Here is a 21,943-nt window from a genome sequence, read left to right as displayed (position 1 = left end):
CACCCGACGATCACCTGAATAACGGCAGCACCCCGGTCACCTGTTCACACGCCCAGCGGTACCGCGGTGGGTGACCAGCACAGGTCGAAGGCGAGTTCACCACTGGTGCGGTTGCGGCGGATCAGCAGATGGCGGTGGCTGTCGCTGCCGGTGTGGATCCAGGCCCAGTCGTAGGAGCGAGGGCCATTCGCCCGGGGCCGGCGCTGTGCCGCTGCCAGGCCGTGGCGGGCAGGCGGTGGGCGAGGACATCGGCGCGGATGGGAGTGCGGCCGTGGTTGATCCTGACCCGGGTGGAGCAGGCGACGGCCAGCACGTAGCCGATGCCGCGCTATTCCAGGGCGGTTCGCAGGTGGGGGTCTTCTTGGCCGTAGGCTCAAGGTGTAGGTCGGTCGTAGAGGTGCGTCACATGGCCGGTTTCGCTGTCCGCCGCGGAGCGGCGGTCACCGCTCAGGCCGATGGAACACCGCGAGCGGCCCGTACTCCGTGGGCTTCGCGGCGGCGAACTCAGGGTGGGCAGACAGGCCATCCCACTGAATCCCGATGGTGTCCGGCCAGGCGGTCAGTTGCCTCCCGGACCCGACCAAGATGAGATCCCAGTCCTGTCCGCCGGATGTGCCGATGCGGTCAATGACGAATCCTAGGCAGTGCGCCGCGTCATGGTCGAGCGTTCGTTTCAGCGCGGCGACTGCTTCATCGCGATCGGCTTCGGGGACGTCGGCGATCCGGAAGGTGAACCTCTGGGTTGACGGATCAATGCGCCGCACATCGGCTGCGAGGGACTGGTCGTAACCCATCCAGCACTGGAACTCGATTTCGCGGTACTTGCCGCTGGCCAGGGACGCCGCCAGTACGTCGGGACCGCCCATGAGCGGCTCTTTCCTGCCTTCCTCACTCTCGCGGAAGCCGAAGACAGCATCCGTGAGCGGATGCGCGACCGAGAGGCCCGCTGCTCCGAGCTGCGTGACCAGCGCCTGGCTCGATGGGCTGGTCAGAGCCGGCAAGTACCACGCGACGAACGGCCTCAGCACAGAGCGCGGGGCGGCGGTGTTGGCTGAGACGTCCCGGTCGAAGTACTCGTTGAAGATTTCGAGGGCCTGCTCGTGGGACAGGGCAGGACTTGTGTAGTCGTTGGCTCGGACGTGGTCGACGAACTCGCCGGGAAGAGCGAGGTGATGGTTACGTACGTAGTGGGCGAGCTCGACGGGCCACAACCACGTTCCGTCCGTGACCAGCGATCCGGCACCGGAGATCCATTCGTCGCCCGTGATGACGTCCCGCTCGGCCCCCATGGTGGAGTAGATCTCGGTGGACGATTCCAGGTACGCGATGACCCTGTCCTCGTCCCACTCACCCGTGGGCCTGACCGCATCGCGGAGCGAAGGGACGGAAGCCGACCGGTCGCCGCGGCCGCCGAGCTCCCGGAAGAAGCCCACCCGCTTGATCATGGTCTCTCCAGTTCGCGTCAGCACCGGAATGGCATGAGATGAGACGTACCGGCCCGCCGTGGTAGTTGGGGTTGCTGCGAATCGCGTCCACGATGTTATTGGGATGCACCTCGAAGTCGGTCAGCGTCTTGCCCGCCATGTTGACGCGCCCGGGTAGGAACACACCCTCGTTCGTGCCGTGTTCGCTCACGAGCTCGCACGACATCGGGATGAGCAGGCTCCACTGGTGACGACGCCGAAGTGATGCCAGGTGCCCTTCGACGGCCGTTCCTGCGCCATCGCGGTGGATGGCACGGACGTGACCGGACCACCAGCTGAGGCAGCGTTGTCGGGCCGGACGACTTCGAGCACCTGCTCCTTCGACAGCCCCGGTGGATAGGCTCGAGGCCGTCCGCGAGATCGCCGAAGCCCTGGTTCTGGGCACCGAGGAGTCGTCGATGCACCATCCGGACCCGCGGTATGCCGCGCGGCTCGCCACGTATAGGACCGTGGCCACGCGGCTGTCCCTTCTGAGTGACCGTCGGCTCGGCGAGGTCGTGGCCGCCGCCGACCCGCTCGGATCCGGCATCGGCGGCAGGTCGGCGGAGCTGGACATCGCTGGCACGCGGGTGTTCGTCAGCGGGTCCCCCTGACGGACATCGAGTTGCGGCCACAGAACGGGCGGTCGACGGCGAACCTCTTCGGACTGCCCATGTTCTACCAGTACGGGGTGGGGTCGGCGGGGTTCGGTGCCTGGCGGGAACCGGCTGTGCACGTCATGACCACCAACTGGGTCCTCGGCAACGACTACCCAGGGCTTTCCACTGATGTACCACTGGCGCATCCTGTCCGACTCCCCTCCCGAGGGGTTCGCCGACATGTTCGGGGGTGTCGACGGTGCGGTCGCTCACTGGGAGGGCTCATCGGCTGTGCGTGAGCGGCTGGAGGCCATCGGCCGGTCTTAGTCCAACCCGGTGCTCTTCATGGAACACGTCCCGCAGACACTCGGTGACTGGCTGCACGACTACCGGACCGCCGCACCAGAGGGCGGGGAGGGCTCGCCGTACCCGTGGGCGGAGGAGGCCCTTGCGCGAGGGACTGCCTTCCTCCACCGAGACGCGCGACCTGCTCACGATCGTCGTCTGGTACGCGCTGCGCGGCCACCAACCCGGTGACGCCGCCGAGCAACGCGAGCGCACCCCGTGGTTCACGACCAAGACCGCCCCGGAGCCGTCCGATATCGTCGGCAAACCCCGGCGCATGATCACCGAGGCTCGTTTTCTGCCCACCACGGCTGGTCGGCCTATTCGCCTACCTTGACTCATGGTTCCGTCGGTCTCGGCAGACGGCTCTGCGGTCGTTCCGTGAGGCGGGACGTGGTGCTGACATCGAGTCGCACCCGGCATGAGCCGTCCAGCCGTCCTGGAGTCCTCGGGCGTACAGGTCGATCGGGGCCGGTGACCGGGTGGTGACCGGTGCGCCCCGCATCCGGCCACGGCGGGTGCTGCGTGACCGGCCCGGCCCGTGAGGCCGGACGTACGATTGGCACAGATTCGTCGTACACGAGCCGCTGTCCGTGAAACAGCGAAAAGGTTGAACCTTTCCCATCGACTCAGGCCGGTTCGTGCGACGTGCCGGGCACGCGGGCATGACCTCAACAAAACGACGACGACGAAAGCCGTGCATCCCTCGCCGTGATCCCGGGAGCCGCGCATCGGAACCCGGCCTCGATCACGCACCGCACGGCGCGAGGAGCTTACCCATGTCGAACCGCCTGTTCAGTGATCGCGCAGATGCCGGCCGGGTCCTCGCCAAGCTCCTGGAACGCTACCGCGGCGATCCCGATGTGATCGTGCTGGGCCTGCCGCGCGGCGGCGTTCCGGTGGCGTACGAGGTCGCCACGGCCCTGGGTGCCCCACTCGACGTCCTCCTGGTCCGCAAGCTCGGCGTGCCCGGTCAGGAGGAGGTGGCGATGGGAGCCATCGCGGAGGGAGGAGTGGTGGTGCTCAACGAGGACGTCGTCCGCGGCCTGGGCATCGTGCCGGACACGCTGCGCAGCGCGGTCGAGCGGGAGGCCCGGGAGCTGCTGCGCCAGGAGCAGACCTACCGCGAGGGACGGCCCGCGCCCGAGCTGGGGGGCCGCACGGTGATCCTGGTCGACGACGGCCTTGCCACCGGGGCCAGCATGCGCGCCGCGATCCAGGCCCTGCGGCGCCACCGGCCGGCGCGGATCGTCGCCGTGGTGCCTGCCGCCTCCGAGTCGGCCTGCGGCGAGCTGGCCGACATGGCGGACGACGTGGTCTGCGCCACCACGCCGTCGCCCTTCTTCGCCGTCGGCGCGTCCTACTGGGACTTCCACCAGATCACGGACGAGGAGGTGCGGGAGCTGCTGCGCCGGGCGGCGGGCAGGCCCGCGAAGCCGGCTGAGGAGGGGGTGAGCGAGGTCGCTCTCATCCGCGCCGAGGCGTTCCCTGTGGAGGACGGTGTGCCCAGCGACGAGGCACTGTTCGACCTGGTGGGCAACGCGCACTTCGTGCTGATCGGCGAGGCCTCGCACGGCACGCACGACTTCTACCAGGCGCGCGCCCGCATGACGCAGCGGCTGATCGAGGAGCAGGGCTTCTGTGCGGTCGCGGCCGAGGCCGACTGGCCCGACGCCTACCGGGTCAACCGCTACGTCCGGGACCGCAGCGACGACGTCACGGCCGAGGAGTCACTGCGCGGCTTTCTGCGGTTCCCCACCTGGATGTGGCGGAACACTGCGGTGCTGGACTTTGTGGGATGGCTGCGGGAACACAACGACCGGGCCTCCGGCGGCGAGCGCGCGAAAGCGGGCTTCTACGGTCTTGACCTGTACAGCCTGTACCGCTCGATCGAGGAAGTCATCAGCTACCTGGACCGCGTCGATCCCGAGGCGGCGAAGCGGGCCCGCGAGCGCTACGCCTGCTTCGATCACTACAACACCGACGGCGACGCCCAGACCTGGGGGTTCGAGGCCGCCTTCGGAGCGGGTGAGACCTGCGAGCGGCAGGTCGTGGACCAACTCGTCGAGCTGGAGCGCCATGCGGTGCAATACGCACGACGGGACGGACTGCTCGCGGAGGACGACCAGTTCTATGCCGAACAGAACGCGCGCACGGTCAAGAACGCGGCCGAGTACTACCGGACGATGTTCGGCGGGCAGGTGTCGTCCTGGAATCTGCGTGACCGCCACATGGTCGAGACCCTGGAGGCGCTCGCCGAGCATCTCAGCCACCGGCGGAGCAGCCCCGCCAGGATCGTCGTGTGGGAGCACAACTCCCACCTCGGGGATGCCCGGGGCACGGAAGCCGCGCTCCGCGGCGAGCTCAACGTCGGCCAGTTGGTGCGGCAGGACCACCCTGATGACTGCTGCCTGCTGGGCTTCACCACCTACACCGGCACGGTGACAGCCGCGGACGACTGGGGAGGACCGGTCATGCGCAAGGCGGTGCGCCCGGCCCTCGTTGACAGCGTCGAGGACATGTTCCACCAGATCGGCGAGAAGGAGTTCCTGCTTCCGTTCAACCGGACGCCCCTGGCCGCCGACACGCTGCGCAAGGCGCGCCTTGAGCGGGCGATCGGCGTGATCTACCGGCCGGAGACCGAACGGCAGAGCCACTACTTCCGCGCGCGCATGTCGGACCAGTTCGACGGCGTCATCCACATCGATGAGACCCGGGCAGTCGAACCCCTGGAGCGCACGGCCGAGTGGCGGGAAGGCGAGGTCCCCGAGACCTACCCGTTCGCCGTATGACAGCTGCCGCCCTACGAGGCGCCGGAGCCGCCCGCCCCGTGCCAGAGGCCCTGCACCCTGAACCACACTCCGGGACTGAACACGGACTCCACTGTCGCAGGCAGTCCGACCGGCACCCGGACCACCCTCAGGGCTCCGCTGGGGTGCAGGTCGTAGGCGTAGCTGAGTTCGTTCACCACATCTTCGTAGGCGACGTCCCAGATGGTGCGGTCGGTGTAGCCGTTGGAATCCCCAACCTCTACGAGCTTGATGAAGACGGACATATCGCCATCATGCACACGAAACCCGCAACCGCGCCCGCTGGGCACATGCCCGGTTCCCACCGCCGTGCGTGCCGCGAGGGCCGCCGCTTTCCTGACGACGACCCAGGTGAGCCGCTGCCGGCGCCACGGTGTCTCCCGACACCCGATCATCCTGTGGGCTGTGGCTGACATCCGCAGGTCGCGGGCTCCCCTGGCCGGCTCCCCTCCGGCGAAAACGCCGCCGCCGTGTCCACCCGGTCGTGCGGGCCGATCAGGACTGGTCGAGTTCGTCCTGGACCGGTGGCTTGGGGACGTCACGCAGGTGCTGCGACTGGCCGGGGCGGCCGCCGAGCCGGGCCTGTTCCGCGCGCTGCGCCGGGCTCAGGTTCAGGTCGGACGCCGGGTCCACGCGCACCGACCTGGCCACCTCGTCCCGGTTGCCGTACTCGTCCGGGGGGATGGCGCGAAGCGCCTTGACCACTTCCTCGGGCGCTCCGGCATTCTCGGCGGCCTGGACCAGTTCCTCTTTGCTCGCAGGGAAGTCGACGTCCTGCAGCGCGTCCAGCACGTCCCGTACGCTTATGGAAGACATGCCTCCTCCTCAAGCTGTTGTCCCGAGGCACTTCGTACCGGCTCGCGTACCCGTGGCGTTCCCGGCAAAACGGGCTTATGGGGACGTCGAAGAATTCCGGGGAATCCTATGCCCGGCGGCGGAATCCAGGGGAGATCACATGCCCGGCAATATCGAACGTGCCGCCCTGCGCGCCGCGGCTCAGGCCGCCGAGCAGACCCTGGCGACCGCCGCCGAGCAGGCCGAGCGGCAGTACCCGCAGGACCCGTCCGCCCGGTGCGTCGCCCAGGTCGGGACGCTCACCGGTGCGTTGAGGGCCCTGCTGGAGGCGGTGCGCCCCTTTACCGAGGAAAACGAAGAAGATGGGCGGTGACGGGCGCTTTCGACACCGCCCGCCAGGTTCGCGCCGGCACTTCGATCGCCGTTTGGGGCCGTGCATGCGCGGTACCCGTGATCGGGTTGCCGGATTGGAGGCGCCATGGACAGCGACGAGTTCATCCGGCTCGTCAGCCAGCGGGCTCACGTGCCTGAGGAGCAGGCCAGGGAGCTGACCCGGGCCACGATGCTGACACTGGGCGAGCGGATCACCGGCGGCGAGGCCAGGCACTTGGCCGGCGTCCTGCCCGCCGAGATCGCCCCGCCCCTGGTCCCACCGGAGGATGTCGCCCAGAAGTTCGGCGTTGCCGAGTTCGTCCGGCGAGTGAGTGAGCGTGCGGGCGTCGACGAGACCGTGGCGCGCAGGGGCGTTGCGGCGGTTTTCATGACTCTGGCAGAGGCCGTCCCCGGCACGGAGTTCCAGGATGTGATGTCGCAACTGCCGAACGAGTTCCAGAACATCTAGCTCGCTCGCAAGCGCTTGTTCGACGTCAACCGGGCCGGTGGGAGGCGCCGGAAGGAGCGCTGGCGCGGCATATGCGCGTTTCCGGTGCCGCATTCGAGGGCCCGGCGCATGCGGCCGGCTTTCGGCCCGTGGCCCTCTTGCCACGCCTGTCGCGTGTGAAGACGCGAATTCCATCGACTTTCGACAGGACGACAGGGGACCCGGCATGAGTACTCAGACGCCCCACATCACTTCGCCCTCCCGGCTTCCGGCCAGTGCCTCGCCGACCGGGGACGGCATCGTCGTCGGATCCGGCCCGGTACAGGTGGATGCCTTCATCGACTTTCTCTGCCCGTTCTGCAGGCAGTTCGAAGAGAAGAGCGGGCCGATCCTTGACGAGCTGGTGGCCGACGAGGCGATCAGTCTCGTCTACCACCCGATGGGCTTTCTCGACAACTTGTCCACCACCCGGTACTCCTCCCGTGCCTCGGCGGCCTCGGGCTGCGCGTCCGACGGTGGCCGCTTCATGGAGTACCTGTACGCGCTGTTCGCCAACCAGCCCCCGAGGGCGGGCCCGGCCTGTCCGATGACGAACTGGTCGAGCTCGGCCGCGCGGTGGGACTGGCGGACAGCTCGTTCGCCGCGTGCGTCCGGCAGGGCGTCTACCTGGACTGGAGCTCCTACGTGACGGCGATGGCCGTCCAACGGGGCGTGGGCGGAACGCCGACCGTGGCGGTCCAGGGGGTCCCGGTGCCGGCCAACCCCCGGACCATCCTTGCCGCGGTCCGTGCCGCCCTCGCCGGTGCCGGAGGATGATGCGCCCGGTCAGCCGTGGACCGGCTCCCCGAGTTCCTGGAACTCGCCCTGTTGCCGTTCCTCCGCTCGGCGCTGTTCCTCCTGGGCGGTGTCGAGGTCGCGCCCGTGCTCGTGGAGGTCCCGCTCGCTGCCGTTGGGCCTGCTGCCGGGCCCGCTTGAGGCGCTCTTGCTGTTCGTGGCGACGGGTGCCCGCGGCATCGAGGTTGGCCACCTGGCCCGCGGGCTTGGTGGTGCCGTGGGCAGTAGCTGGGGGAGAGGCGCTTTGTGTGAAGCGGGTGGGAAAGCCGACTGGGCGCTGAGTGGCTTGGTGAGGCGGCCCTGGGCCTACTGTGTGGCCGCTTCGGGATCAGCCAGCACCGCAAACAAGGTGTCCTGGACCTCGTGCTGTGCGTCGTCGCTGATGCGCTGCCCGGCCCCGGCCGCGAGACGGCTGGCCTGTCGGGCCAGGGCAAAGGTCAGTCGGTGTTGCTGTGACGACAGCTCCCGCGGCTCTTCGGGATCCAGGTCGCGGTGGGCTTGCCGTAGCGCCTCACCTAGGTGTCGAGCGTCATGAAGAGGCTGTTGAGGCCTCCGCCAGCAACGGGTGAGTGAAGATGGCATTCGCCATGGCGGTATACGGGAGCTCGCCCAGCATGGCGACCTGGATGATCGACATGATCTCGCCGCCTTCCGCGCCGAGCACGGCGGCGCCGAGGATCTGCTGGGTGTCCGCATCGACGAGTGCCTTCATGAAGCCGCGCGTATCCCCGGTTTCGAGGGCCCGGATGACGGCGCTCATCGGCAGCTCGCAACGCGGACCGCGCGGTTTTGCTCCCTGGCCTGCCGCTCGGTCATGCCGACGCGGCCGAGTTGCGGGTCGATGAACATGGTGTACGGGACGATCCTGTCCCGGGTGCCCGCCTTCTCGCCGCCGAGCAGGTTGGCGTGCAGGATCCGGTAATCGTCATAGGAGAGGTGGGTGAAGGCCGAGCCGCCCTTGACGCCCCCCATGGCATAGACGCCGGGGACGGAGGTTTCCAGATAATCATCGACATCGATGGAGCCGTTGTCGCGCAGCCGGATGCCGGCCGCCGCCGGCGCGAGCGCCTCCGTGTTGGGGATGCGCCCGATGGCAGACAGCAGGTGGGAGCCCTCGACCTGCCGTGCGCCGTCCGACGTGCGAATGGTCAGCCGCACCCGCCCGCCGTCCGCCTCCTCGACCCGGTCCGGCGTCGCCGACGTCAGGACCGTGATCCCGTCGTCGCGCAAGATGGCGGCGAACCCATCGGAGACGTCATAGTCCTCCCTCATCATCGGGCGCGGGCCGGTCTGGACGATCGTGACCTCGCTGCCGAACCTGCGGAACATCTGCCCGAACTCCAGCCCGATGTAGCCGCCACCGAGGATGACCAGGTGCTCGGGGAGTGTTCCCAGCTCCATGATCGACGTTGAGTCCAGGACGGGGACCTTCTGCGCGCCGCTGATCGCCAGCGGCTTCGGCCTGGTGCCCGTGTCGATGACGATCACCGGCGCCGTGATCCCCCGCGTCCCACCGTCCCTCAGCGCGACCTCGACCGTCTTGGGCCCCGCGAAATGGGCCTCGCCCCGGATCAAGTCGAGCCCCTCCTGCGTCAGGCGGCTCGCATAGTTCTCTCCCGCGCCCGCGACCATCGCCCGCTTGCGCTGCTCCCGCACGGCGGCGAGGTCGACCGACACCGGACGGACCGGTCCGCACGCCGTACTCCGCGCCGCGCCGTGCCTGGTGGGCGAGGCGCGCGCTGGCGACCATGGTCTTGGTCGGGGTGCATCCGGTGTTCACGCAGACGCCGCCCAGGTGGTTGCGCTCGACGAGCGCAACCTTCCTGCCTGCCTTCGCCAGATCGACGGGGAGGAACCGGCCGCCCTGGCTGGTCCCGATCACGATCACGTCATAGCCGTCGTCTGCCGCAGCAAGATCATAACCTTGTGCATTGCTGCGTTCACTGAGAGTGGTGGACGCGCGTCGGGTGGCATGGTGACCGGCGGGGTGGCCAGGGCCGCTGTCAGGGGCCGCGCACAGGTTCGGCTCGGTCGGCGTGGGGCGGGGAGGGCCTTGTTGCCGACGTCGTCCCCATGTCCTTCAGCTGCGTCCAAGCCCATGCGGTTCCGTGGCTGAGCGGTGTTCACGAACTGAGGCGGAGGGGACCGGACCCGACGCGCGCGCGAATGAGACGGAAGCCGAGCGGGCCCGGCCGATCACATTTCACAGTCCGAACAGCCTTGCCGCGTTGTCGTGGCACACGGCCCGCAGCCACTCCTGACCGAGACCCAGCCGCTCCAGGGCGTGGAGCTGGTGCACGTAGGAATAGGGGATGTTCGGGAAGTCGGAGCCGAGGAGGATGCGGTCGCCGAGGTCGGCGAGCCGGGGCAGGGCCCGGCGGGGGAACGGCATGAACCCCTCGGTGAAGTCGGTGAACGCCATCGTCGTGTCCAGCCGCACCTGCCCGTACTGCTCGGCGAGGCCGAGGAACTCCTCGTACTCGGGCATGCCCATATGCGCGACGATCAGCCGCAGGTTCGGATGCCGCGCCAGCACCCGCGCAATCGGGCCGGGGCCGGTGTGCTTGCCGGGCGCGGGCCCGGAGCCGCAGTGGATCACCACGGGAATCCGAGCCTCGGACAGTACCCCCCATGCCTGCCGGAGAAGTTCGTCGGCCGGGTCGTACGCCCCCACCTGCACATGAGCCTTGAACACGCGCGCGCCCGCTTCGACGGCCTCGCGGACGTACGTCTCGACGCCGGGCTCGGGGTAAAGCGTGGCGGTGTGCAGACAGCCGGGGGTGCGGCGGGCGAAGTCGGCCGCCCATCCGTTCAGCCACCGGGCCATGCCGGGCTTGTGCGGGTAGAGCATCGCGGTGAAGGCCCGAACTCCGAACTCCCTGAGAATGGCCGTTCGTTCCGCCTCCTCCTTCCGGTAGCTGATCGGCCACTCGAGCCCACCGGTCAGCGGTCCCAGCATGTCGAAGTAGGCCCAGACCTTGTGCAGGACACGCTCGGGCATGAAGTGTGTGTGGACGTCGACCAGCCCTGGAAGACCGAGCCGGCCCCAGAAGCGGCGCACCTCACTGGCCTCCTCACCCGAAGGCAGGTCGCTCGTGGCCTGCGAACCCGTGACGGCGCTCGGCCTCGACGACCCGGCACGGTACGAGGAGCCGTCGGCGGGGGTGGATTCGGCGGGGCCGAAAGGGTCGACGGGGGCCATGTGGTGATCGCTCATGTCGCCCACGATCGGCCCTGGTGAAGGGGCGGGTCCACCCCTTTCCGCAAGGGGTGCGTGAGGGATCCGTCACTAGGGTCGCGGCGGTTGGGTGCCCCCCCCGGCCTCCACCTCCGAGTCACGATGATCTGGATCATGGGCCTGACCCGGGCTGGCCTTGATCACAATCGAATGCGCGCCCCAAGAGCCGAGTCCCTGTGTGACGGGCTGGAAGAGGACGCCCTGGTGGTGGCCCCCGGCAACGCCCGCGCCCGCAAGGAGGCCGCCGAGACGGAGTGCAATCGTCCTCGAGCGTGACCGGCTCTGCCTGCGTGGGCAGCGTGGCCGCTGGTGGCCGCTCAGCGGCTCGGGTCCGCCCCGCCGGTCGGCGCTTATCCGGTTGTGATCAATCTGCGCACGTGCGCCAAGCCGGCGGGCCCTGATGCGGTCGGTCATCTTGCGTGACGGGGGTGGAACTGACGGACGCGGGGTGGGAGCTCATTGAGCCCGGCCTGACGATCGGCGGGTTCGGGCCCGTACCCCGAGCGGCTGCGGCAGAAGTTCGAAGGCGTGATCCGGCGCCGGGGTGGAGGCAGCCGTGCCACTCGGTCACCTCAGAACGAGCCGGGAGCCCGATGTGCACTCGGCTGGGGGCGACGTGGGTCGACGGCAGGCGTTCTGCGCCGCGGTGTCAGCCGAGTGGGTCGGCCGCATCGCGCAGGGTGGCCAGGGCCGAGGCGTCCATGCGTGCCTTGATGGTGCCCAGGGTGTCGCCGGCCTTGCTCAGCTGTGCCTCGGCGATCTCCACGGCCGTGGAAAGCACGGCGTCCTCTTCCACCGCCCGGTCGACAATGCCGGCGGCTGCCGCATCCGACCCGCCGTAGCGGCGGCCGGTGACCATGGCCTCGTGCGCGGTCTGCGGCGCCAGGCGGGACTGGATCAGGGCGCACATGCCGGGTGTGAAGGGGACGTTGATGTCGGCCTCGGGCAGGCACCGGAAGCCGCGGTCGGCGCGCATGACACGGAAGTCGTGCGCGAGGGAGAACATCGCGCCGGCGGCGAAGGTGTGCCCGCCGCCGTGAACGGAGCGGACCCGCCCGATGCGGCGGCGCCGGCCGTGCCCGAGGCCTCGGCGAGTGACTGGTACAGGGCCCCCAGGGCGCGGCGCTGGGCGGCGAACCGCGGATCGTACGGCGGGAGCAGCTGCACCACCCACGATGATGCCGGTCCCGGTCGCGATCCACCCGGCCATCACCAGGCCGCGGTGCACGTCGGGAGCCAGATCAGCCGTGATCATCAGCCCGATGATCGTGAGGCAGCCCCGGATGACGCCCACGGTCCGCCAAAGCCCGGCGGCGAAGGCCGCGAGCGCGAGCAGCAGCAGGAACAGCCAGGTGGTGTCGTGCACCAGGGCCGTGAACGCGCTCGGGATGGTTGCGGCCTTCAGCGCAATGGCGGTGCTGAACACGACGACCACGGCCGACCTCGGTTACCCGCACGGCCCGCTCGCCTAGGGCGAGCTGACGGGAGGGTGGTGACTGCTCACCTCGCAGGAAGGGCTCCACCGCACCATGGGTGACCCTCGCTGCCGGCCCACCCACTGGGTCACCGAGCGCGTCCGGCTCGGTTCTCCCCTTCACCTTCGACATTTTCGACCACACGGAGAAATCACAGCCGACATCGAGACGATCGAGAGCAGCAGCCGCCGCGCGGCCGATCCCGCCGTGTCACGGACGACCGTGGCGGTAGCGCTGGACCGTCAGGACGGCCTGCGCGTCGCTTCCGTCCGGGGCCGATGCCTCGGTGGGGGCCTGCACCCGGCGCGGCGAATCGGACGATAGACGGTCAATGTCCAGGGTACGACGGGCGGGCTGGCCGTCGGCGAAGACGGCAGCGGCCACGGTCGTACCCCAGGTGGAAACCAGGACGATCTCGCCCGCTCGCCCGCCGGAAGGCCGGCGCCGGCCGGGGCCGATGTCCGGCGCGGGGCGTGGGCGTCGGGCCCGTCACCGGTGACTGGACCGGTCGGTCGGCTTACCGGTGATCGGGTGCTCGGCCCAAGGGGCCGCGTCGGGAGTGTAGGACCAAAGCCGCGTCAGGTCTTGCGGCCGTACAGCCCGGCGGCCACCCGGTCGGGTGTCAGGCAGGAAGCCCGGATTCGGCCGGAGTAGCGGACGCCGCGTCAGATCGAGTCGATGACTGCGGACCGCCACGTTCAGGCCGGTGAGGTCCATGAGCTCGAACGGGCCCATACGGAGCCCCAGTACGTCGCGGGCGATCCGGCCGATTCCGGCAGGATCGGCGACCGACTCCTTCAGCGGCGCGAACGCCTCGGTGGCGGTCCTCGGCCGGCGTGGTTGATCAGGGAACCGGGGGCATCCACGAGACCAGAGCCGTAGAGGCGGTTGACGGTGGCTCCCGGAACGGACGTTGGCAGGCCGACGCAGAAGTGCACTCACCGGGCTGCGTTGCGGTTGTCCCCGCCCGCTCCGTTCGCATCTCCCGGAAGGCGTCGCCCATGCGCGCGGGATCCAGGTCCGGGTGCCGGGGGAGGGGCGGTGAGACCTCGGCCGCTTTGCGCGTTGCTGAGCCGCCCGCTGTCTTGCCGGGCCGCCGAGCGGAGGCGCAGGAGCTGTATGGACGTGAGCGGACGTGAGCTCCCCTGGCGTCCTGGCGAGTTTGTGCTGGGAGAGCTGGAAGCTCCCGGCCGGGTTTGCGAACTGTTGGCGGGTCAGGACGTAACGCAGGGCGATCTCGTACGCGAACGCGCGGCGATCTCGTACGCGGCGGTGGCGGCCCGAGTGCCTCCCAGGCCGCCAAGGAACGCGTCGCGCTGAGGACCCATCTCGCCCGGACACGTCCTGCCCGGCCTGATCAGTCGAGGATCGCCGTGGCCTCGATCTCGACCAGATGCTCGGGGACGTCCAGTGCCGCCACGCCCACCAGCGTTGCCGGCGGCGCAGGGGCGACCCCGAGCTTCCCGGCCGCCCGGGAGATGCCGTCCAGGAGCAGGGGCATCTTGTCGGGCGTCCAGTCGACGACGTAGACGGTCAGTTTCGCCACATCGTCGAAGGACCCGCCGGCCCCGGCCAGTGCGGTGGCGACGTTGAGGTAGCACTGCTCGGCCTGGGCCGTCAGGTCACCCTCGCCGACCGTGAGTCCGTCGGCGCCCCAGGCGACCTGTCCGGCGACGAAGACCATCCGCGAACCGGATGCGACCGCCACCTGCCGATAGACGTCGGTCGTGGGCAATCCGTCGGGGTTCAACAGAGTGATAGCCATGCTGTCTGTCTCCTCGTGCTCTCTTGCAGTTACTCGGGAACCATAGGAGAGTGACCGCTGACCTGTAAGAACGCACTTTTCGGTGACTGGGGAACCTCATGGTGACCAAGCAGCTCAAGGGCTCGGCCAGGGACGAAGCGGATGTGACGCGGGCGGACTCCTTGGCTCGGGAGATCTTCTCGGACATCGCCAACAAGTGGGCGCTCCTGATCATCGAAGCGGTGGGTGACCGTACGCTGCGCTTCACCGAACTGCGCAACGAAATCGAGGGCATCAGCCACAAGATGCTCACGCACAATCTGCGCCTGCTGGAGCGCAACGGCCTGGTCGAACGGACCGTGCACCCCACAGTGCCGCCGCGCGTCGAGTACACCCTCACGGAGCCGGGCCGGGCCTTGCGGTCGACGGTGGACGGCATGTGCGACTGGACCCACCGCTACCTCGGCGCCATCGAGATCGCCCGCCACCGATTCGACTCGGCCTGACGGCGCGTATCCGGCAGGGCCGCCCGGCCCGGACCCGGTGCGGCTGAAGACCACCGCGCGCCGCAGCCGCAGACCGATGGGCGCTGCGCGGACGGGCACCAGGCGTCCCCCACCCTCGGATTTCCTCGTGGGTCGGTTGCATGGAGGCCATGAGAAAGCTGCCAACGCAAGAATTGGCAAGTCGATAGCGGACGAAGTCGAGGCAACACTCTGATGCGTTCCGTGTCAGCGGACTTGTTGCACGACGTATCACAAGGCCCACTGCGAAAACACGCATGGCGCACAAAGATCGATTCCTCTTGATTTCTGGCGCAAGCGGAAACGGTCGTCGCCCGTCGGGCCTCGGTGTGAGAGGCGACCAAGCCATGCGTGACCTGCCCACAGCATGCATGGCAGTCACGTCAGGTGAGGTCAGGCCCGTACGCAGCCCTACGAACTGATGCCCGGCATCGGCAACCTCTGCATGGGACGCGACAACGACTCCCGCTATGACCCCCGCCGACTGATCGAACTGCTCCTCCAGGGACTGCAGCGACCCAAGTCACCCTGACCTGGACCGTACTTGATGGCCCTGTGGCCACTGCGAGACCGTGGGTCGCACCCTCCGGGCGCGGTGCTCACATAGCCGTTCCCGCCGCGGCGAACTCAGGGGCCACCGGCCCGAAGCCTGCGCCTCGCCGGTCGCGCGGGCTACGCCAGGGTCCTCCGCCCCGACGCCACGGTGTCCTGTAGTCGGACGTCAGGTGCTCGGTTTGAAGTCGAACGCCTTGTTTCACAGTAGTGTTGTGCGGGTTCGTACGGCCCACCTGACGATGGCGCGAGGCCAGTCGACCGGCTTTCACCCCTTCCTCGGACGGGCGTGCGCAGCATGCGTATGCTCCGCGCATGAAACTTTTCCGGTCACGCGGCCGAAACGAAGCCGGTCAGATGGCGAGGTCGTCGTTGGCGCACGCCGTGGTGCTGTACAAGGCCGGGCGCTATGCCGAGGCGGAGGCCGAGGCCCGCGCAGTGGCTGCTGACCGGTCCCGGTTGCGTGACGACCCGCACGCACCGTTGGCGCTGAGCATCGCCGCGGCCGCGACGGGCGCTCAGGGACGCAACGCCGAGGCCCTGGCCACACACGACGCACTCCTGCCCGTCTTCGGCAGGATCTTCGGCGCCGAACATCCGCAGACTCTGAAACTGCGCTCGGACCGCGCCCAGACGCTGAGCATGCTCGGTCGGCACACTGAATGCGAGACAGAGTGCGCGGCCGTCGCCCGGGCAGCGGCCCGCGGCACTGGGCCTGAGATGGCGCTCATAGCGGTGGCCGCCCGCAACGGCCTGGTCTACGCCCTCACCGCTCAAGGCCGCCACCCGCAGGCCGAGGCGCTCGCCCGCGAGACCCTCGCGGCTCATCGCGTACCGGACCGCTTCACTCTGGTGCTCCGGCTCGGCCTGGCCCGCAGCCTCAATGGCCAGGCCCGCTACGAGGAAGCTCTCGCCGAGGCGGAGCGCGCCGACGAGCTGCGACGCAGCCTGCCCGAGGAGGAGTGCCGACCAGAGGCCGGCGCCGTCGAGCTGGCTCTGGCCACCGCCATCCTTGGGCTGGGCCGCCACGCCGAGGCCCGCACCCTTGCCGCGACCGCCCACCATGCCTGCCTGGCCGTCTTCGGTGAGGACCACCGCCGCACCACAGAGGCCTCGGCGCTGCTCGACCGCATCGACGGCATGTGACCAGGGCGCATCCTTCGGCACCCCGACGAGGTGGAACGGCACTGGCGCACTTGGCTGGCTTCGGCAGGGGGCTCATGCACAACCGGTTCAAGGGGAAGTCGACCAGTAGGACGACGACGCCTGCGTGGTTCGGGCGTGGGGCAGTACAGGCCGATGGCCCCGCTGTTGCCCGGGCCAAGGAGCCCGGCCCGCGCGTGGCTCGCGGACCCCGCGACATCCGTGACGGTGAGCCAGGCACCGTGCAGAAGTTCGGCGGAAGACGGGAGCAACTCTCTGTCGCGCCCCGACCTTCGACCTTCTTGGTGGTGACGGCCTCCACTACGCAGTCCAGGATGTGGCCCGCATACATGACCTCGCTCTTGCCACATGACAACCGAGGCCAGGGGCGGCACACCACTTGGCGTGCCGCCTCGTAGAAAAGAAGTCACCGGCCCCGTGTTGGGGGTGATGAGGCGCTTCCTTCTCGGTGCGCGGGCCGGCTTACAGAACGGCGACGGCCGTCTGGTTGGCGGAGACGTACCCGTCGTTGTCGAAGTAGTAGACGGCGACCTTGACCTTGTCTCCCTTTGCGAAGTGCGTATCGTGGGCCGTGCGCAGGGTCACCTTCGCGATGTGGTTGCTGTAGTCGCAGACGAGCTTGTCCTGCTTGACGATGCCCGCGGCGACGCCCCCGTCGGGGCTGTCCGAGCCAAGCGCGGTCGCGTTGGCCACGAGCTCTTGCCCTAGACCGGGGTCGCATGAGTAGGTGACCTGCACCTGCACGCTCGAATCGCGCAACGACACATTGGTGATGGTCAGCTCGTTGGCCTTGGCCGCTGCCGAGGGTGCGGTCGCCAGGGCGCCCGCCCCGATGACAAGGGCGGTGAGCACGGTCCCGGCGAGGCGGCGTCGCAGACTGGACGGCTTCATCGGCTTTCTTCCTTCCCCCCTGCGCGGTCGCCCTTGGTCTGGGATGTGGAGATATCTCCAACTAGGCGGGCGACTGCAACAGTTGATCGAATTGAGAGACAGGATCCTACGTGATCTCCGCGATGTGCAGGTATGGCCGGCGTGTCGAGTGGTTCCCGCCGTGAGGTCGAAGCGGTTCCGGAGTCGAGCCGCGGGCGATTACCACCGACTGGCTGAGCGATGGGCCAAGTCGACGATGTCGAGGCCGGCGGCGGGTGCAGGTGCCGACGCCGTCGACAAGCGGACGTCGTACCTTCTCACGTCGCTGGGGTGCACCGTTTGCCCTCCAAGCGACACCGAGGGTTTTCCGGCCCGGGCCGCCGGAGCGTCACGAGGGGCCGCATCCCAGGCCGCCGCCGGTCCGGCCGCCAGACACTGACCGGCCCGGCGGACGAGCTGCACGAGTTCATCGAGGTCGGCCAGTACATGGCCGATCGCAAGGACAAGCTCGCCCGGACCCACACCGCGCAGATGCAGCGCCTGCTCAACGAGGCCGACGGCATCGCCGCCCTGGCGCGCAAGGACAGCTGCCTGGCCGCCAACGCCGTCGCCACCGCCAAGAACGCCAAGGACGAAGCGAACAAGGCGGCAGCCGAGGCACACAAGAACGCCGAACAGGCAGGCAAGTACGCGGAGGACGCGAAGAAGTCCGCGGACCAGGCACAGGACAGCGCCAACCAGGCAGCCGAATCCGCCAAGACCGCCCGCAGCGCCGCCGACCGAGCCGACCAGGACGCCGCCAGCGCCGACGATTCGGCAGCCCAGGCGGAATTCTCCGCCAACTACGCACGAGAGACTGCCTACGTCGCCACCGATGCGGCCAACGATGCCCGGGCGTCCACGCAAGGGCGGCATCCGGGGTGCATTCCGGATGCCGCCCTCGGTGGTGCGGGGTTCAGTTGACGTCGACTGCGGACCAGGCTGCCGCGACCGCCTTGTACTCGGCGCTGGAGGAGCCGTACAGGTCGGCTGCCGCTGAGAGAGTGCCCTTGCGGGCACCCGCGTAGTCGGTTGTCGAGGTGAAGTACGTGGTCAGCGCCTTGTACCAGATCTGCAGCGCCTTGTCGCGTCCGATGCCGGTGACCTTGGAGCCGTCGTGTGTGGGCGAGTCGTAGTTGACGCCGTCGATCGTCTTCGCGCCGCTGCCTTCGGACAGCAGATAGAAGAAGTGGTTGGCGACCCCGGACGAGTAGTGCACGTCGAGGTTGCCGACGGACGAGGACCAGTTGTCGGCGGAGCCGCCGTCCTTGCTGGGCTTGTCCATGTAGCGCAGCGGTTTGCCGTCGCCGTTGATGTCGATCTTCTCACCGATGAGGTAGTCGCCGGGGTCGGAGGCGTTCTTGGCGTAGAACTCCACGCCGGTGCCGAAGATGTCGCTGGTGGCCTCGTTGAGGCCGCCGGACTCGCCGGTGTACTGGAGGCCCGCGGTGTTGGAGGTGACGCCGTGGCTCATCTCGTGGCCGGCGACATCGAGGGCGGTCAGCGGGTCGGAGTTGCTCGAGCCGTCGCCGTAGGTCATGCAGAAGCAGCTGTCGTCCCAGAACGCGTTGACGTACGCGTTGCCGTAGTGGACTCGCGAGTAGGCGGCCTTGCCGTCGTTCTTGATGCCGCTGCGGCCGAAGGTGTTCTTGTAGAAGTCCCAGGTCTCCTGGGCGCCGTAGGCGGCGTCGGCGGCGGCGGTCGCCGCGTTGGACACGGTTCCGTCGCCCCAGGTGTCGCTGGACTGGGAGAGCAGGGTGCCGGTACCGGAGGTCCCGTGATCCAGGTTGTAGGTCTTGTGGCCCCCGCGTGAGGCGTCGGTGAGCGTGTAGGACGAGCCTGACTGCGTCGTCGTCAGGTCCACCTTGCCGCTGTAGTGGGTGTTGCCGACGCCGGTCTCGATGCCCTGGTACTGGAAGAGCCTCTTGCCGGTGGCGGCGTCGGTGATGACGTGCAGCTGGTTCGGGGTGCCGTCGTCCTGCAGGCCGCCGACGATCGTTTCGTAGGCGAGGACCGGCTTGCCGCTCGCCGCCCATATGACCTTGCGCGGGGCCTGCTTCGCGGTGGTCTTCGCCGAACCGGCCGCCTTCGCCAGGTGCAGGGCCTGCTTCACGGCCGTGGCCGCGGCGATCTGCGGCTTGAGCGAGGCGAGCTCCAGCTTCGCCCTGATCGCTCTGGTCACGCCCTGTGTCTTTCCGGATTTGGCCGTGTGGACGACCAGATCACCGCCCAGCACCGGCAGGCCCGCGTAGGTGCGCTCGTAGCGGGTGTGGACGGTGCCGTCGGCATCCCTGATGACGTCCTTGACGACGAGCTTCTCCTCGGCGCCGAGGCCCATCTTCTGCCCGGTCTCGGCAGCCTCGTCCTGCGCCTTCCGGATCAAGCCCGTACGGGCAGCGGCGGACAGCCCGACCGGGGTGGCGGCAAGGCGAGGGCCGTCGGCAGCGGGCCGGGCCGTGGCCGTGGCGGTCAGCCCGGTGCTCAGGACAGCCGCGGCGGCTACCGCGGTGGCCGCGGCCAGAGCGGTGCGCTGGTGACGTATGGAGTGGGGGGTCACACAAGCTCCTTTTGTGGGGGGAAGCCCGGCCGGTGTGGGGCCGACCGGGACGGGTGTGCAAGTTCTCGTGCTCGTGCGGCGGATGGAGGAAGCGTGGCATGAATGTCGTGTACATGTCAGCAGGCTGAAATTGATGTTGCTTAAAATTGGCCAATCCGCAAACAAGGACCCAGGGTGCACGGACGCCGTCCGGCCACACGGGCCGGCAGGCAGCGGCAGTCGGCATGCGTGAGCCACCTGCCCTGCGCCTGTCACCACAGCATCAGGAGGAGGCGGACAACCGCGTCGTGTCGGCTGCGATCGCCTCACCCGGCGCCGGTCACCGGCCACATGCGATGGCTGCACGGACGGCGCGGTCGGCGTGCTGCGCCGTAGGTGACGCTGATTCAGTCGGTGAAGGTGTCCAGCATGGAGGACAGGCGGATGTCGAACTTGTCGTGGGCGTAGCCGTCCGTCGAGTGCGGTGTGGCCACCGTCAGAGCACGGTCAGCTCACTGTGGGCCGTCGCGGTGGAGAGCGGGGCCGACGGGCCGGCGAGCGCGGGCACGGCCGAGATACCGACAAGGAGCAGCGGGCAGGCCGAAAGCGGCGCGGCGCATGAAGTCTCCAAGAAATGTGGGGGGTTGGAGAAACAACACCAGGAAACCGCACCATTCACTCCGTCCGCTACGCGCGTTGAGCGGGCGCGACAACCCCTCCACAGCCCCTTCACCGATCCGGCACGGTGGTCGATCGCTCCCCAGGAGGACCGCGGACCTTTCCGCCTCACTGTCCGCGGCCAGGCCAGGCCAGGCCAGGCCCGGGGGGCCCAGCACAGAACGCGAGGCTCTGTTGCTGTCCGTTGTCCGTTGTCCGCCTCGGCGTTCGGGGACAGGGATGTCTGTTGTGGCGGAAGATTGGCAATCTGCTGGTCTTTCCCTCTCTGTTTGCTGGGCGGCCTCTCAACGGCGGGTTCCTAGGGTCGTTGTCGCCCCCTGGAGGTCAGGTTCCGCAGACCTGCCTCTGAACTCGCAAGCCATACCCCAGTGTTTGGAGACACCTGATGCGTCCTCTGCCCCGTCGTGCCGTGCTTGCCGCTCCCGCTGCCGTGCTGATGTTCGCGCTGGTCGCCTGCGGCGGTTCCGACTCCGGCTCAGACACCTCCGGCTCCGCGGACAGCCAGCAGTCGGCCCAGAGTGCCGGTGGCACCGAGGCAGCGGGCGACGCCGCCGGTGACACCGACGACAAGAAGGAGCCGCCGCTGACCGGTGATATCAAGCAGAAGGCCGAGGCCGCCGCCCTGGCCGCGTACCCGGGCACGGTGGTGAAGTCCGAGCAGGACGCGGAGAAGCCCGGCATGTATGCGGTGGAGGTGAAGCAGGCCGACGGAAGCTCGATCGAGGTCTACCTCGACACGTCGTTCAAGGTCACCGACACCAAGAAGGAGGGCGCCGAAGAGACCGAGGACGCCGGCTGACGGCCACGGCCTGAATATACGGAAGGGGAGCCCGATGCCGACCGGACCTGAGCACGCCTCCGCCTCCTCGGGCACCGAGGAGACAGCGATCCTGCATGCGCTCCCCGGCGTGCAGGCGCCGGCCGGCTACGGGGACCGCTTCGCGGAGGGCGCCTTCGACTAGCCGTTGTTGTCGGCCACGCACGCCTGGTCCGCAGAGCGCACGACTTCATCGCGCACGAGGATTTAAAGATCCGCACCATGGGCAAGGCCCCCGCACCGAGATCCGACCCCGGCCGGCCGGGCACCTTCCTGCCCAACGGGGCCCTAGCCAAAGCCGGGCTCAACAGGTCGATCAGCGATGCCGGATGGCGGGTGTTCCTGACGATCCCGCACGCCAAGGCTGAAAGCGCCGGACGGGAAGTGATCGCCGTCAACCCCCGCAACACCTCCCGCACCTGCCCCGAATGCGGGCACACCGCCAAGGAGAACCGGCCCACACAGGAAAAGTTCCACTGCGTCTCGTGCGGCCACCACGCGCACGCTGACACCGTGGGCGCACTCAACGTTCTACGGGCCGGGCTGGTCCATCGCAACGCCAACCCGGCGTAACGAAAAGCCCCCGACTTCAGCCGGGGGAGGAGTCACCATCGTCCCGTACGTCTCCCTGGCCCCGGAC

23 protein-coding genes and 4 pseudogenes are annotated in these 21,943 nt (G+C 68.8%); 14 read left to right on the top strand and 13 right to left on the bottom strand.

Annotation, left to right across the window (positions count from 1 at the left end):
- Positions 1-440: 440 nt before the first annotated feature.
- Positions 441-1,445, bottom strand: coding sequence for a hypothetical protein (locus ABZ876_RS13325; protein ID WP_361778843.1), 1,005 nt, complete (start codon positions 1,443-1,445; stop codon positions 441-443).
- A gap of 437 nt (positions 1,446-1,882) precedes the next feature.
- Between ABZ876_RS13325 and ABZ876_RS13320 the strand changes: the two are divergent.
- The 3 genes and pseudogenes from ABZ876_RS13320 to ABZ876_RS13310 all read left to right on the top strand — a co-directional run.
- Positions 1,883-2,533: pseudogene (locus ABZ876_RS13320) on the top strand (protein kinase family protein); the annotation flags it as partial.
- Positions 2,511-2,744: a hypothetical protein gene (locus tag ABZ876_RS13315; protein WP_361779085.1), complete on the top strand. Its 234-nt coding sequence runs from the start codon at positions 2,511-2,513 to the stop codon at positions 2,742-2,744. The pseudogene ABZ876_RS13320 and the gene ABZ876_RS13315, both read left to right, overlap by 23 nt.
- Positions 2,745-3,186: 442 nt before the next feature.
- Positions 3,187-5,199: an erythromycin esterase family protein gene (locus ABZ876_RS13310; RefSeq protein ID WP_361778840.1), complete on the top strand. Its 2,013-nt coding sequence runs from the start codon at positions 3,187-3,189 to the stop codon at positions 5,197-5,199.
- 11 nt (positions 5,200-5,210) lie between these two features.
- On the opposite strand, the gene ABZ876_RS13305 is transcribed toward ABZ876_RS13310, so the two are convergent.
- Positions 5,211-5,462, bottom strand: coding sequence for a hypothetical protein (locus ABZ876_RS13305; RefSeq protein WP_361778837.1), 252 nt, complete (start codon positions 5,460-5,462; stop codon positions 5,211-5,213).
- Positions 5,463-5,712: 250 nt separating this feature from the next.
- Complete coding sequence (locus ABZ876_RS13300; RefSeq protein ID WP_361778834.1) at positions 5,713-6,033, bottom strand: DUF2795 domain-containing protein; 321 nt, start codon at positions 6,031-6,033, stop codon at positions 5,713-5,715.
- Positions 6,034-6,172: 139 nt separating this feature from the next.
- Here ABZ876_RS13300 and ABZ876_RS13295 point away from each other — a divergent pair, with 139 nt between their 5' ends.
- The 3 genes from ABZ876_RS13295 to ABZ876_RS13285 all read left to right on the top strand — a co-directional run bounded on the left by ABZ876_RS13295 (position 6,173) and on the right by ABZ876_RS13285 (position 7,520).
- Complete coding sequence (locus tag ABZ876_RS13295; RefSeq protein ID WP_361778831.1) at positions 6,173-6,385, top strand: hypothetical protein; 213 nt, start codon at positions 6,173-6,175, stop codon at positions 6,383-6,385.
- 105 nt (positions 6,386-6,490) lie between these two features.
- Positions 6,491-6,853 carry a DUF2267 domain-containing protein gene (locus ABZ876_RS13290; RefSeq protein WP_361778828.1) on the top strand — a complete coding sequence of 121 codons (363 nt, stop codon included), beginning with the start codon at positions 6,491-6,493 and terminating at the stop codon, positions 6,851-6,853.
- A 205-nt stretch (positions 6,854-7,058) separates the two neighbouring features.
- Positions 7,059-7,520, top strand: coding sequence for a thioredoxin domain-containing protein (locus ABZ876_RS13285; protein ID WP_361778825.1), 462 nt, complete (start codon positions 7,059-7,061; stop codon positions 7,518-7,520).
- A gap of 137 nt (positions 7,521-7,657) precedes the next feature.
- Here the strand turns inward: ABZ876_RS13285 and ABZ876_RS13280 are convergent, their stop codons facing one another.
- The 5 genes and pseudogenes from ABZ876_RS13280 to ABZ876_RS13260 all read right to left on the bottom strand — a co-directional run bounded on the left by ABZ876_RS13280 (position 7,658) and on the right by ABZ876_RS13260 (position 10,883).
- Positions 7,658-7,846 carry a hypothetical protein gene (locus tag ABZ876_RS13280; RefSeq protein ID WP_361778822.1) on the bottom strand — a complete coding sequence of 63 codons (189 nt, stop codon included), beginning with the start codon at positions 7,844-7,846 and terminating at the stop codon, positions 7,658-7,660.
- Positions 7,847-8,195: 349 nt separating this feature from the next.
- Entirely contained in the window at positions 8,196-8,426 is a 231-nt protein-coding gene (locus ABZ876_RS13275; RefSeq protein ID WP_361778819.1) for a hypothetical protein, read from the bottom strand.
- Positions 8,423-9,298: an FAD-dependent oxidoreductase gene (locus tag ABZ876_RS13270; protein ID WP_361778816.1), complete on the bottom strand. Its 876-nt coding sequence runs from the start codon at positions 9,296-9,298 to the stop codon at positions 8,423-8,425. Before ABZ876_RS13270 ends, ABZ876_RS13275 begins: the two co-directional genes overlap by 4 nt.
- Positions 9,299-9,428: 130 nt before the next feature.
- Positions 9,429-9,548 (bottom strand): annotated as a pseudogene (locus ABZ876_RS13265) (hypothetical protein); the annotation flags it as partial.
- A 321-nt stretch (positions 9,549-9,869) separates the two neighbouring features.
- Positions 9,870-10,883 (bottom strand): amidohydrolase family protein, encoded by a 1,014-nt coding sequence (locus ABZ876_RS13260; protein WP_361778813.1) that lies wholly within the window; start codon positions 10,881-10,883, stop codon positions 9,870-9,872.
- Positions 10,884-11,054: 171 nt separating this feature from the next.
- Here ABZ876_RS13260 and ABZ876_RS13255 point away from each other — a divergent pair, with 171 nt between their 5' ends.
- A complete protein-coding gene (locus ABZ876_RS13255; protein WP_361778810.1) occupies positions 11,055-11,180 on the top strand; it encodes a hypothetical protein in 126 nt (41 codons plus the stop codon).
- A gap of 373 nt (positions 11,181-11,553) precedes the next feature.
- Here ABZ876_RS13255 and ABZ876_RS13250 read toward each other — a convergent pair whose 3' ends face one another.
- The 3 genes from ABZ876_RS13250 to ABZ876_RS13240 form a co-directional block, all read right to left on the bottom strand.
- Complete coding sequence (locus ABZ876_RS13250; protein ID WP_361778807.1) at positions 11,554-12,330, bottom strand: enoyl-CoA hydratase/isomerase family protein; 777 nt, start codon at positions 12,328-12,330, stop codon at positions 11,554-11,556.
- A 538-nt stretch (positions 12,331-12,868) separates the two neighbouring features.
- A complete protein-coding gene (locus ABZ876_RS13245; RefSeq protein WP_361778804.1) occupies positions 12,869-13,321 on the bottom strand; it encodes a 3-hydroxyacyl-CoA dehydrogenase family protein in 453 nt (150 codons plus the stop codon).
- A gap of 415 nt (positions 13,322-13,736) precedes the next feature.
- Positions 13,737-14,144, bottom strand: coding sequence for a RidA family protein (locus tag ABZ876_RS13240; RefSeq protein WP_361778801.1), 408 nt, complete (start codon positions 14,142-14,144; stop codon positions 13,737-13,739).
- A 98-nt stretch (positions 14,145-14,242) separates the two neighbouring features.
- Here ABZ876_RS13240 and ABZ876_RS13235 point away from each other — a divergent pair, with 98 nt between their 5' ends.
- The 3 genes and pseudogenes from ABZ876_RS13235 to ABZ876_RS13225 all read left to right on the top strand — a co-directional run bounded on the left by ABZ876_RS13235 (position 14,243) and on the right by ABZ876_RS13225 (position 16,345).
- A complete protein-coding gene (locus tag ABZ876_RS13235; protein WP_361778798.1) occupies positions 14,243-14,629 on the top strand; it encodes a helix-turn-helix domain-containing protein in 387 nt (128 codons plus the stop codon).
- Between the two features lie 421 nt (positions 14,630-15,050).
- Positions 15,051-15,179, top strand: a pseudogene (locus ABZ876_RS13230) (TetR family transcriptional regulator); the annotation flags it as partial.
- Positions 15,180-15,556: 377 nt separating this feature from the next.
- Positions 15,557-16,345: a tetratricopeptide repeat protein gene (locus ABZ876_RS13225; RefSeq protein WP_361778795.1), complete on the top strand. Its 789-nt coding sequence runs from the start codon at positions 15,557-15,559 to the stop codon at positions 16,343-16,345.
- A 480-nt stretch (positions 16,346-16,825) separates the two neighbouring features.
- Here the strand turns inward: ABZ876_RS13225 and ABZ876_RS13220 are convergent, their stop codons facing one another.
- Complete coding sequence (locus ABZ876_RS13220; protein WP_361778792.1) at positions 16,826-17,254, bottom strand: hypothetical protein; 429 nt, start codon at positions 17,252-17,254, stop codon at positions 16,826-16,828.
- A 465-nt stretch (positions 17,255-17,719) separates the two neighbouring features.
- On the opposite strand from ABZ876_RS13220, the gene ABZ876_RS13215 reads away from it, so the two are divergent.
- Positions 17,720-18,196: a hypothetical protein gene (locus tag ABZ876_RS13215; protein WP_361778789.1), complete on the top strand. Its 477-nt coding sequence runs from the start codon at positions 17,720-17,722 to the stop codon at positions 18,194-18,196.
- On the opposite strand, the gene ABZ876_RS13210 is transcribed toward ABZ876_RS13215, so the two are convergent.
- A complete protein-coding gene (locus ABZ876_RS13210) occupies positions 18,189-19,829 on the bottom strand; it encodes a M4 family metallopeptidase (protein WP_361778787.1) in 1,641 nt (546 codons plus the stop codon). The two genes, ABZ876_RS13215 and ABZ876_RS13210, sit on opposite strands and share 8 nt — an antisense overlap.
- Positions 19,830-20,871: 1,042 nt before the next feature.
- Here ABZ876_RS13210 and ABZ876_RS13205 point away from each other — a divergent pair.
- The 3 genes and pseudogenes from ABZ876_RS13205 to ABZ876_RS13195 form a co-directional block, all read left to right on the top strand.
- On the top strand, positions 20,872-21,285 hold the full coding sequence (locus tag ABZ876_RS13205; RefSeq protein WP_361778784.1) for a peptidase: 414 nt from the start codon (positions 20,872-20,874) through the stop codon (positions 21,283-21,285).
- A gap of 34 nt (positions 21,286-21,319) precedes the next feature.
- Positions 21,320-21,448, top strand: coding sequence for a hypothetical protein (locus ABZ876_RS13200; protein WP_361778781.1), 129 nt, complete (start codon positions 21,320-21,322; stop codon positions 21,446-21,448).
- Between the two features lie 32 nt (positions 21,449-21,480).
- Positions 21,481-21,876 (top strand): annotated as a pseudogene (locus tag ABZ876_RS13195) (transposase); the annotation flags it as partial.
- Positions 21,877-21,943: the final 67 nt, after the last annotated feature.

Source organism: Streptomyces sp. NPDC046931, assembly GCF_040644655.1.
Classification (GTDB): Bacteria; Actinomycetota; Actinomycetes; order Streptomycetales; family Streptomycetaceae; genus Streptomyces.
The sequence above is the reverse complement of the archived record's forward strand: the minus strand, read 5'-3'. Positions and strand labels throughout refer to the sequence as shown.

What these genes read in the sequence shown, in the direction of transcription:
- ABZ876_RS13325 (WP_361778843.1), bottom strand. Translation starts at nt 1,445, where the DNA reads ATGATCAAGCGGGTGGGCTTCTTCCGGGAGCTCGGCGGCCGCGGCGAC.
- ABZ876_RS13310 (WP_361778840.1), top strand. Translation starts at nt 3,187, where the DNA reads ATGTCGAACCGCCTGTTCAGTGATCGCGCAGATGCCGGCCGGGTCCTC.
- ABZ876_RS13305 (WP_361778837.1), bottom strand. Translation starts at nt 5,462, where the DNA reads ATGTCCGTCTTCATCAAGCTCGTAGAGGTTGGGGATTCCAACGGCTAC.
- ABZ876_RS13300 (WP_361778834.1), bottom strand. Translation starts at nt 6,033, where the DNA reads ATGTCTTCCATAAGCGTACGGGACGTGCTGGACGCGCTGCAGGACGTC.
- ABZ876_RS13295 (WP_361778831.1), top strand. Translation starts at nt 6,173, where the DNA reads ATGCCCGGCAATATCGAACGTGCCGCCCTGCGCGCCGCGGCTCAGGCC.
- ABZ876_RS13290 (WP_361778828.1), top strand. Translation starts at nt 6,491, where the DNA reads ATGGACAGCGACGAGTTCATCCGGCTCGTCAGCCAGCGGGCTCACGTG.
- ABZ876_RS13285 (WP_361778825.1), top strand. Translation starts at nt 7,059, where the DNA reads ATGAGTACTCAGACGCCCCACATCACTTCGCCCTCCCGGCTTCCGGCC.
- ABZ876_RS13280 (WP_361778822.1), bottom strand. Translation starts at nt 7,846, where the DNA reads ATGCCGCGGGCACCCGTCGCCACGAACAGCAAGAGCGCCTCAAGCGGG.
- ABZ876_RS13275 (WP_361778819.1), bottom strand. Translation starts at nt 8,426, where the DNA reads ATGAGCGCCGTCATCCGGGCCCTCGAAACCGGGGATACGCGCGGCTTC.
- ABZ876_RS13270 (WP_361778816.1), bottom strand. Translation starts at nt 9,298, where the DNA reads ATGGTCGCGGGCGCGGGAGAGAACTATGCGAGCCGCCTGACGCAGGAG.
- ABZ876_RS13260 (WP_361778813.1), bottom strand. Translation starts at nt 10,883, where the DNA reads ATGAGCGATCACCACATGGCCCCCGTCGACCCTTTCGGCCCCGCCGAA.
- ABZ876_RS13255 (WP_361778810.1), top strand. Translation starts at nt 11,055, where the DNA reads ATGCGCGCCCCAAGAGCCGAGTCCCTGTGTGACGGGCTGGAAGAGGAC.
- ABZ876_RS13240 (WP_361778801.1), bottom strand. Translation starts at nt 14,144, where the DNA reads ATGGCTATCACTCTGTTGAACCCCGACGGATTGCCCACGACCGACGTC.
- ABZ876_RS13235 (WP_361778798.1), top strand. Translation starts at nt 14,243, where the DNA reads ATGGTGACCAAGCAGCTCAAGGGCTCGGCCAGGGACGAAGCGGATGTG.
- ABZ876_RS13225 (WP_361778795.1), top strand. Translation starts at nt 15,557, where the DNA reads ATGGCGAGGTCGTCGTTGGCGCACGCCGTGGTGCTGTACAAGGCCGGG.
- ABZ876_RS13220 (WP_361778792.1), bottom strand. Translation starts at nt 17,254, where the DNA reads ATGAAGCCGTCCAGTCTGCGACGCCGCCTCGCCGGGACCGTGCTCACC.
- ABZ876_RS13215 (WP_361778789.1), top strand. Translation starts at nt 17,720, where the DNA reads ATGGCCGATCGCAAGGACAAGCTCGCCCGGACCCACACCGCGCAGATG.
- ABZ876_RS13205 (WP_361778784.1), top strand. Translation starts at nt 20,872, where the DNA reads ATGCGTCCTCTGCCCCGTCGTGCCGTGCTTGCCGCTCCCGCTGCCGTG.
- ABZ876_RS13200 (WP_361778781.1), top strand. Translation starts at nt 21,320, where the DNA reads ATGCCGACCGGACCTGAGCACGCCTCCGCCTCCTCGGGCACCGAGGAG.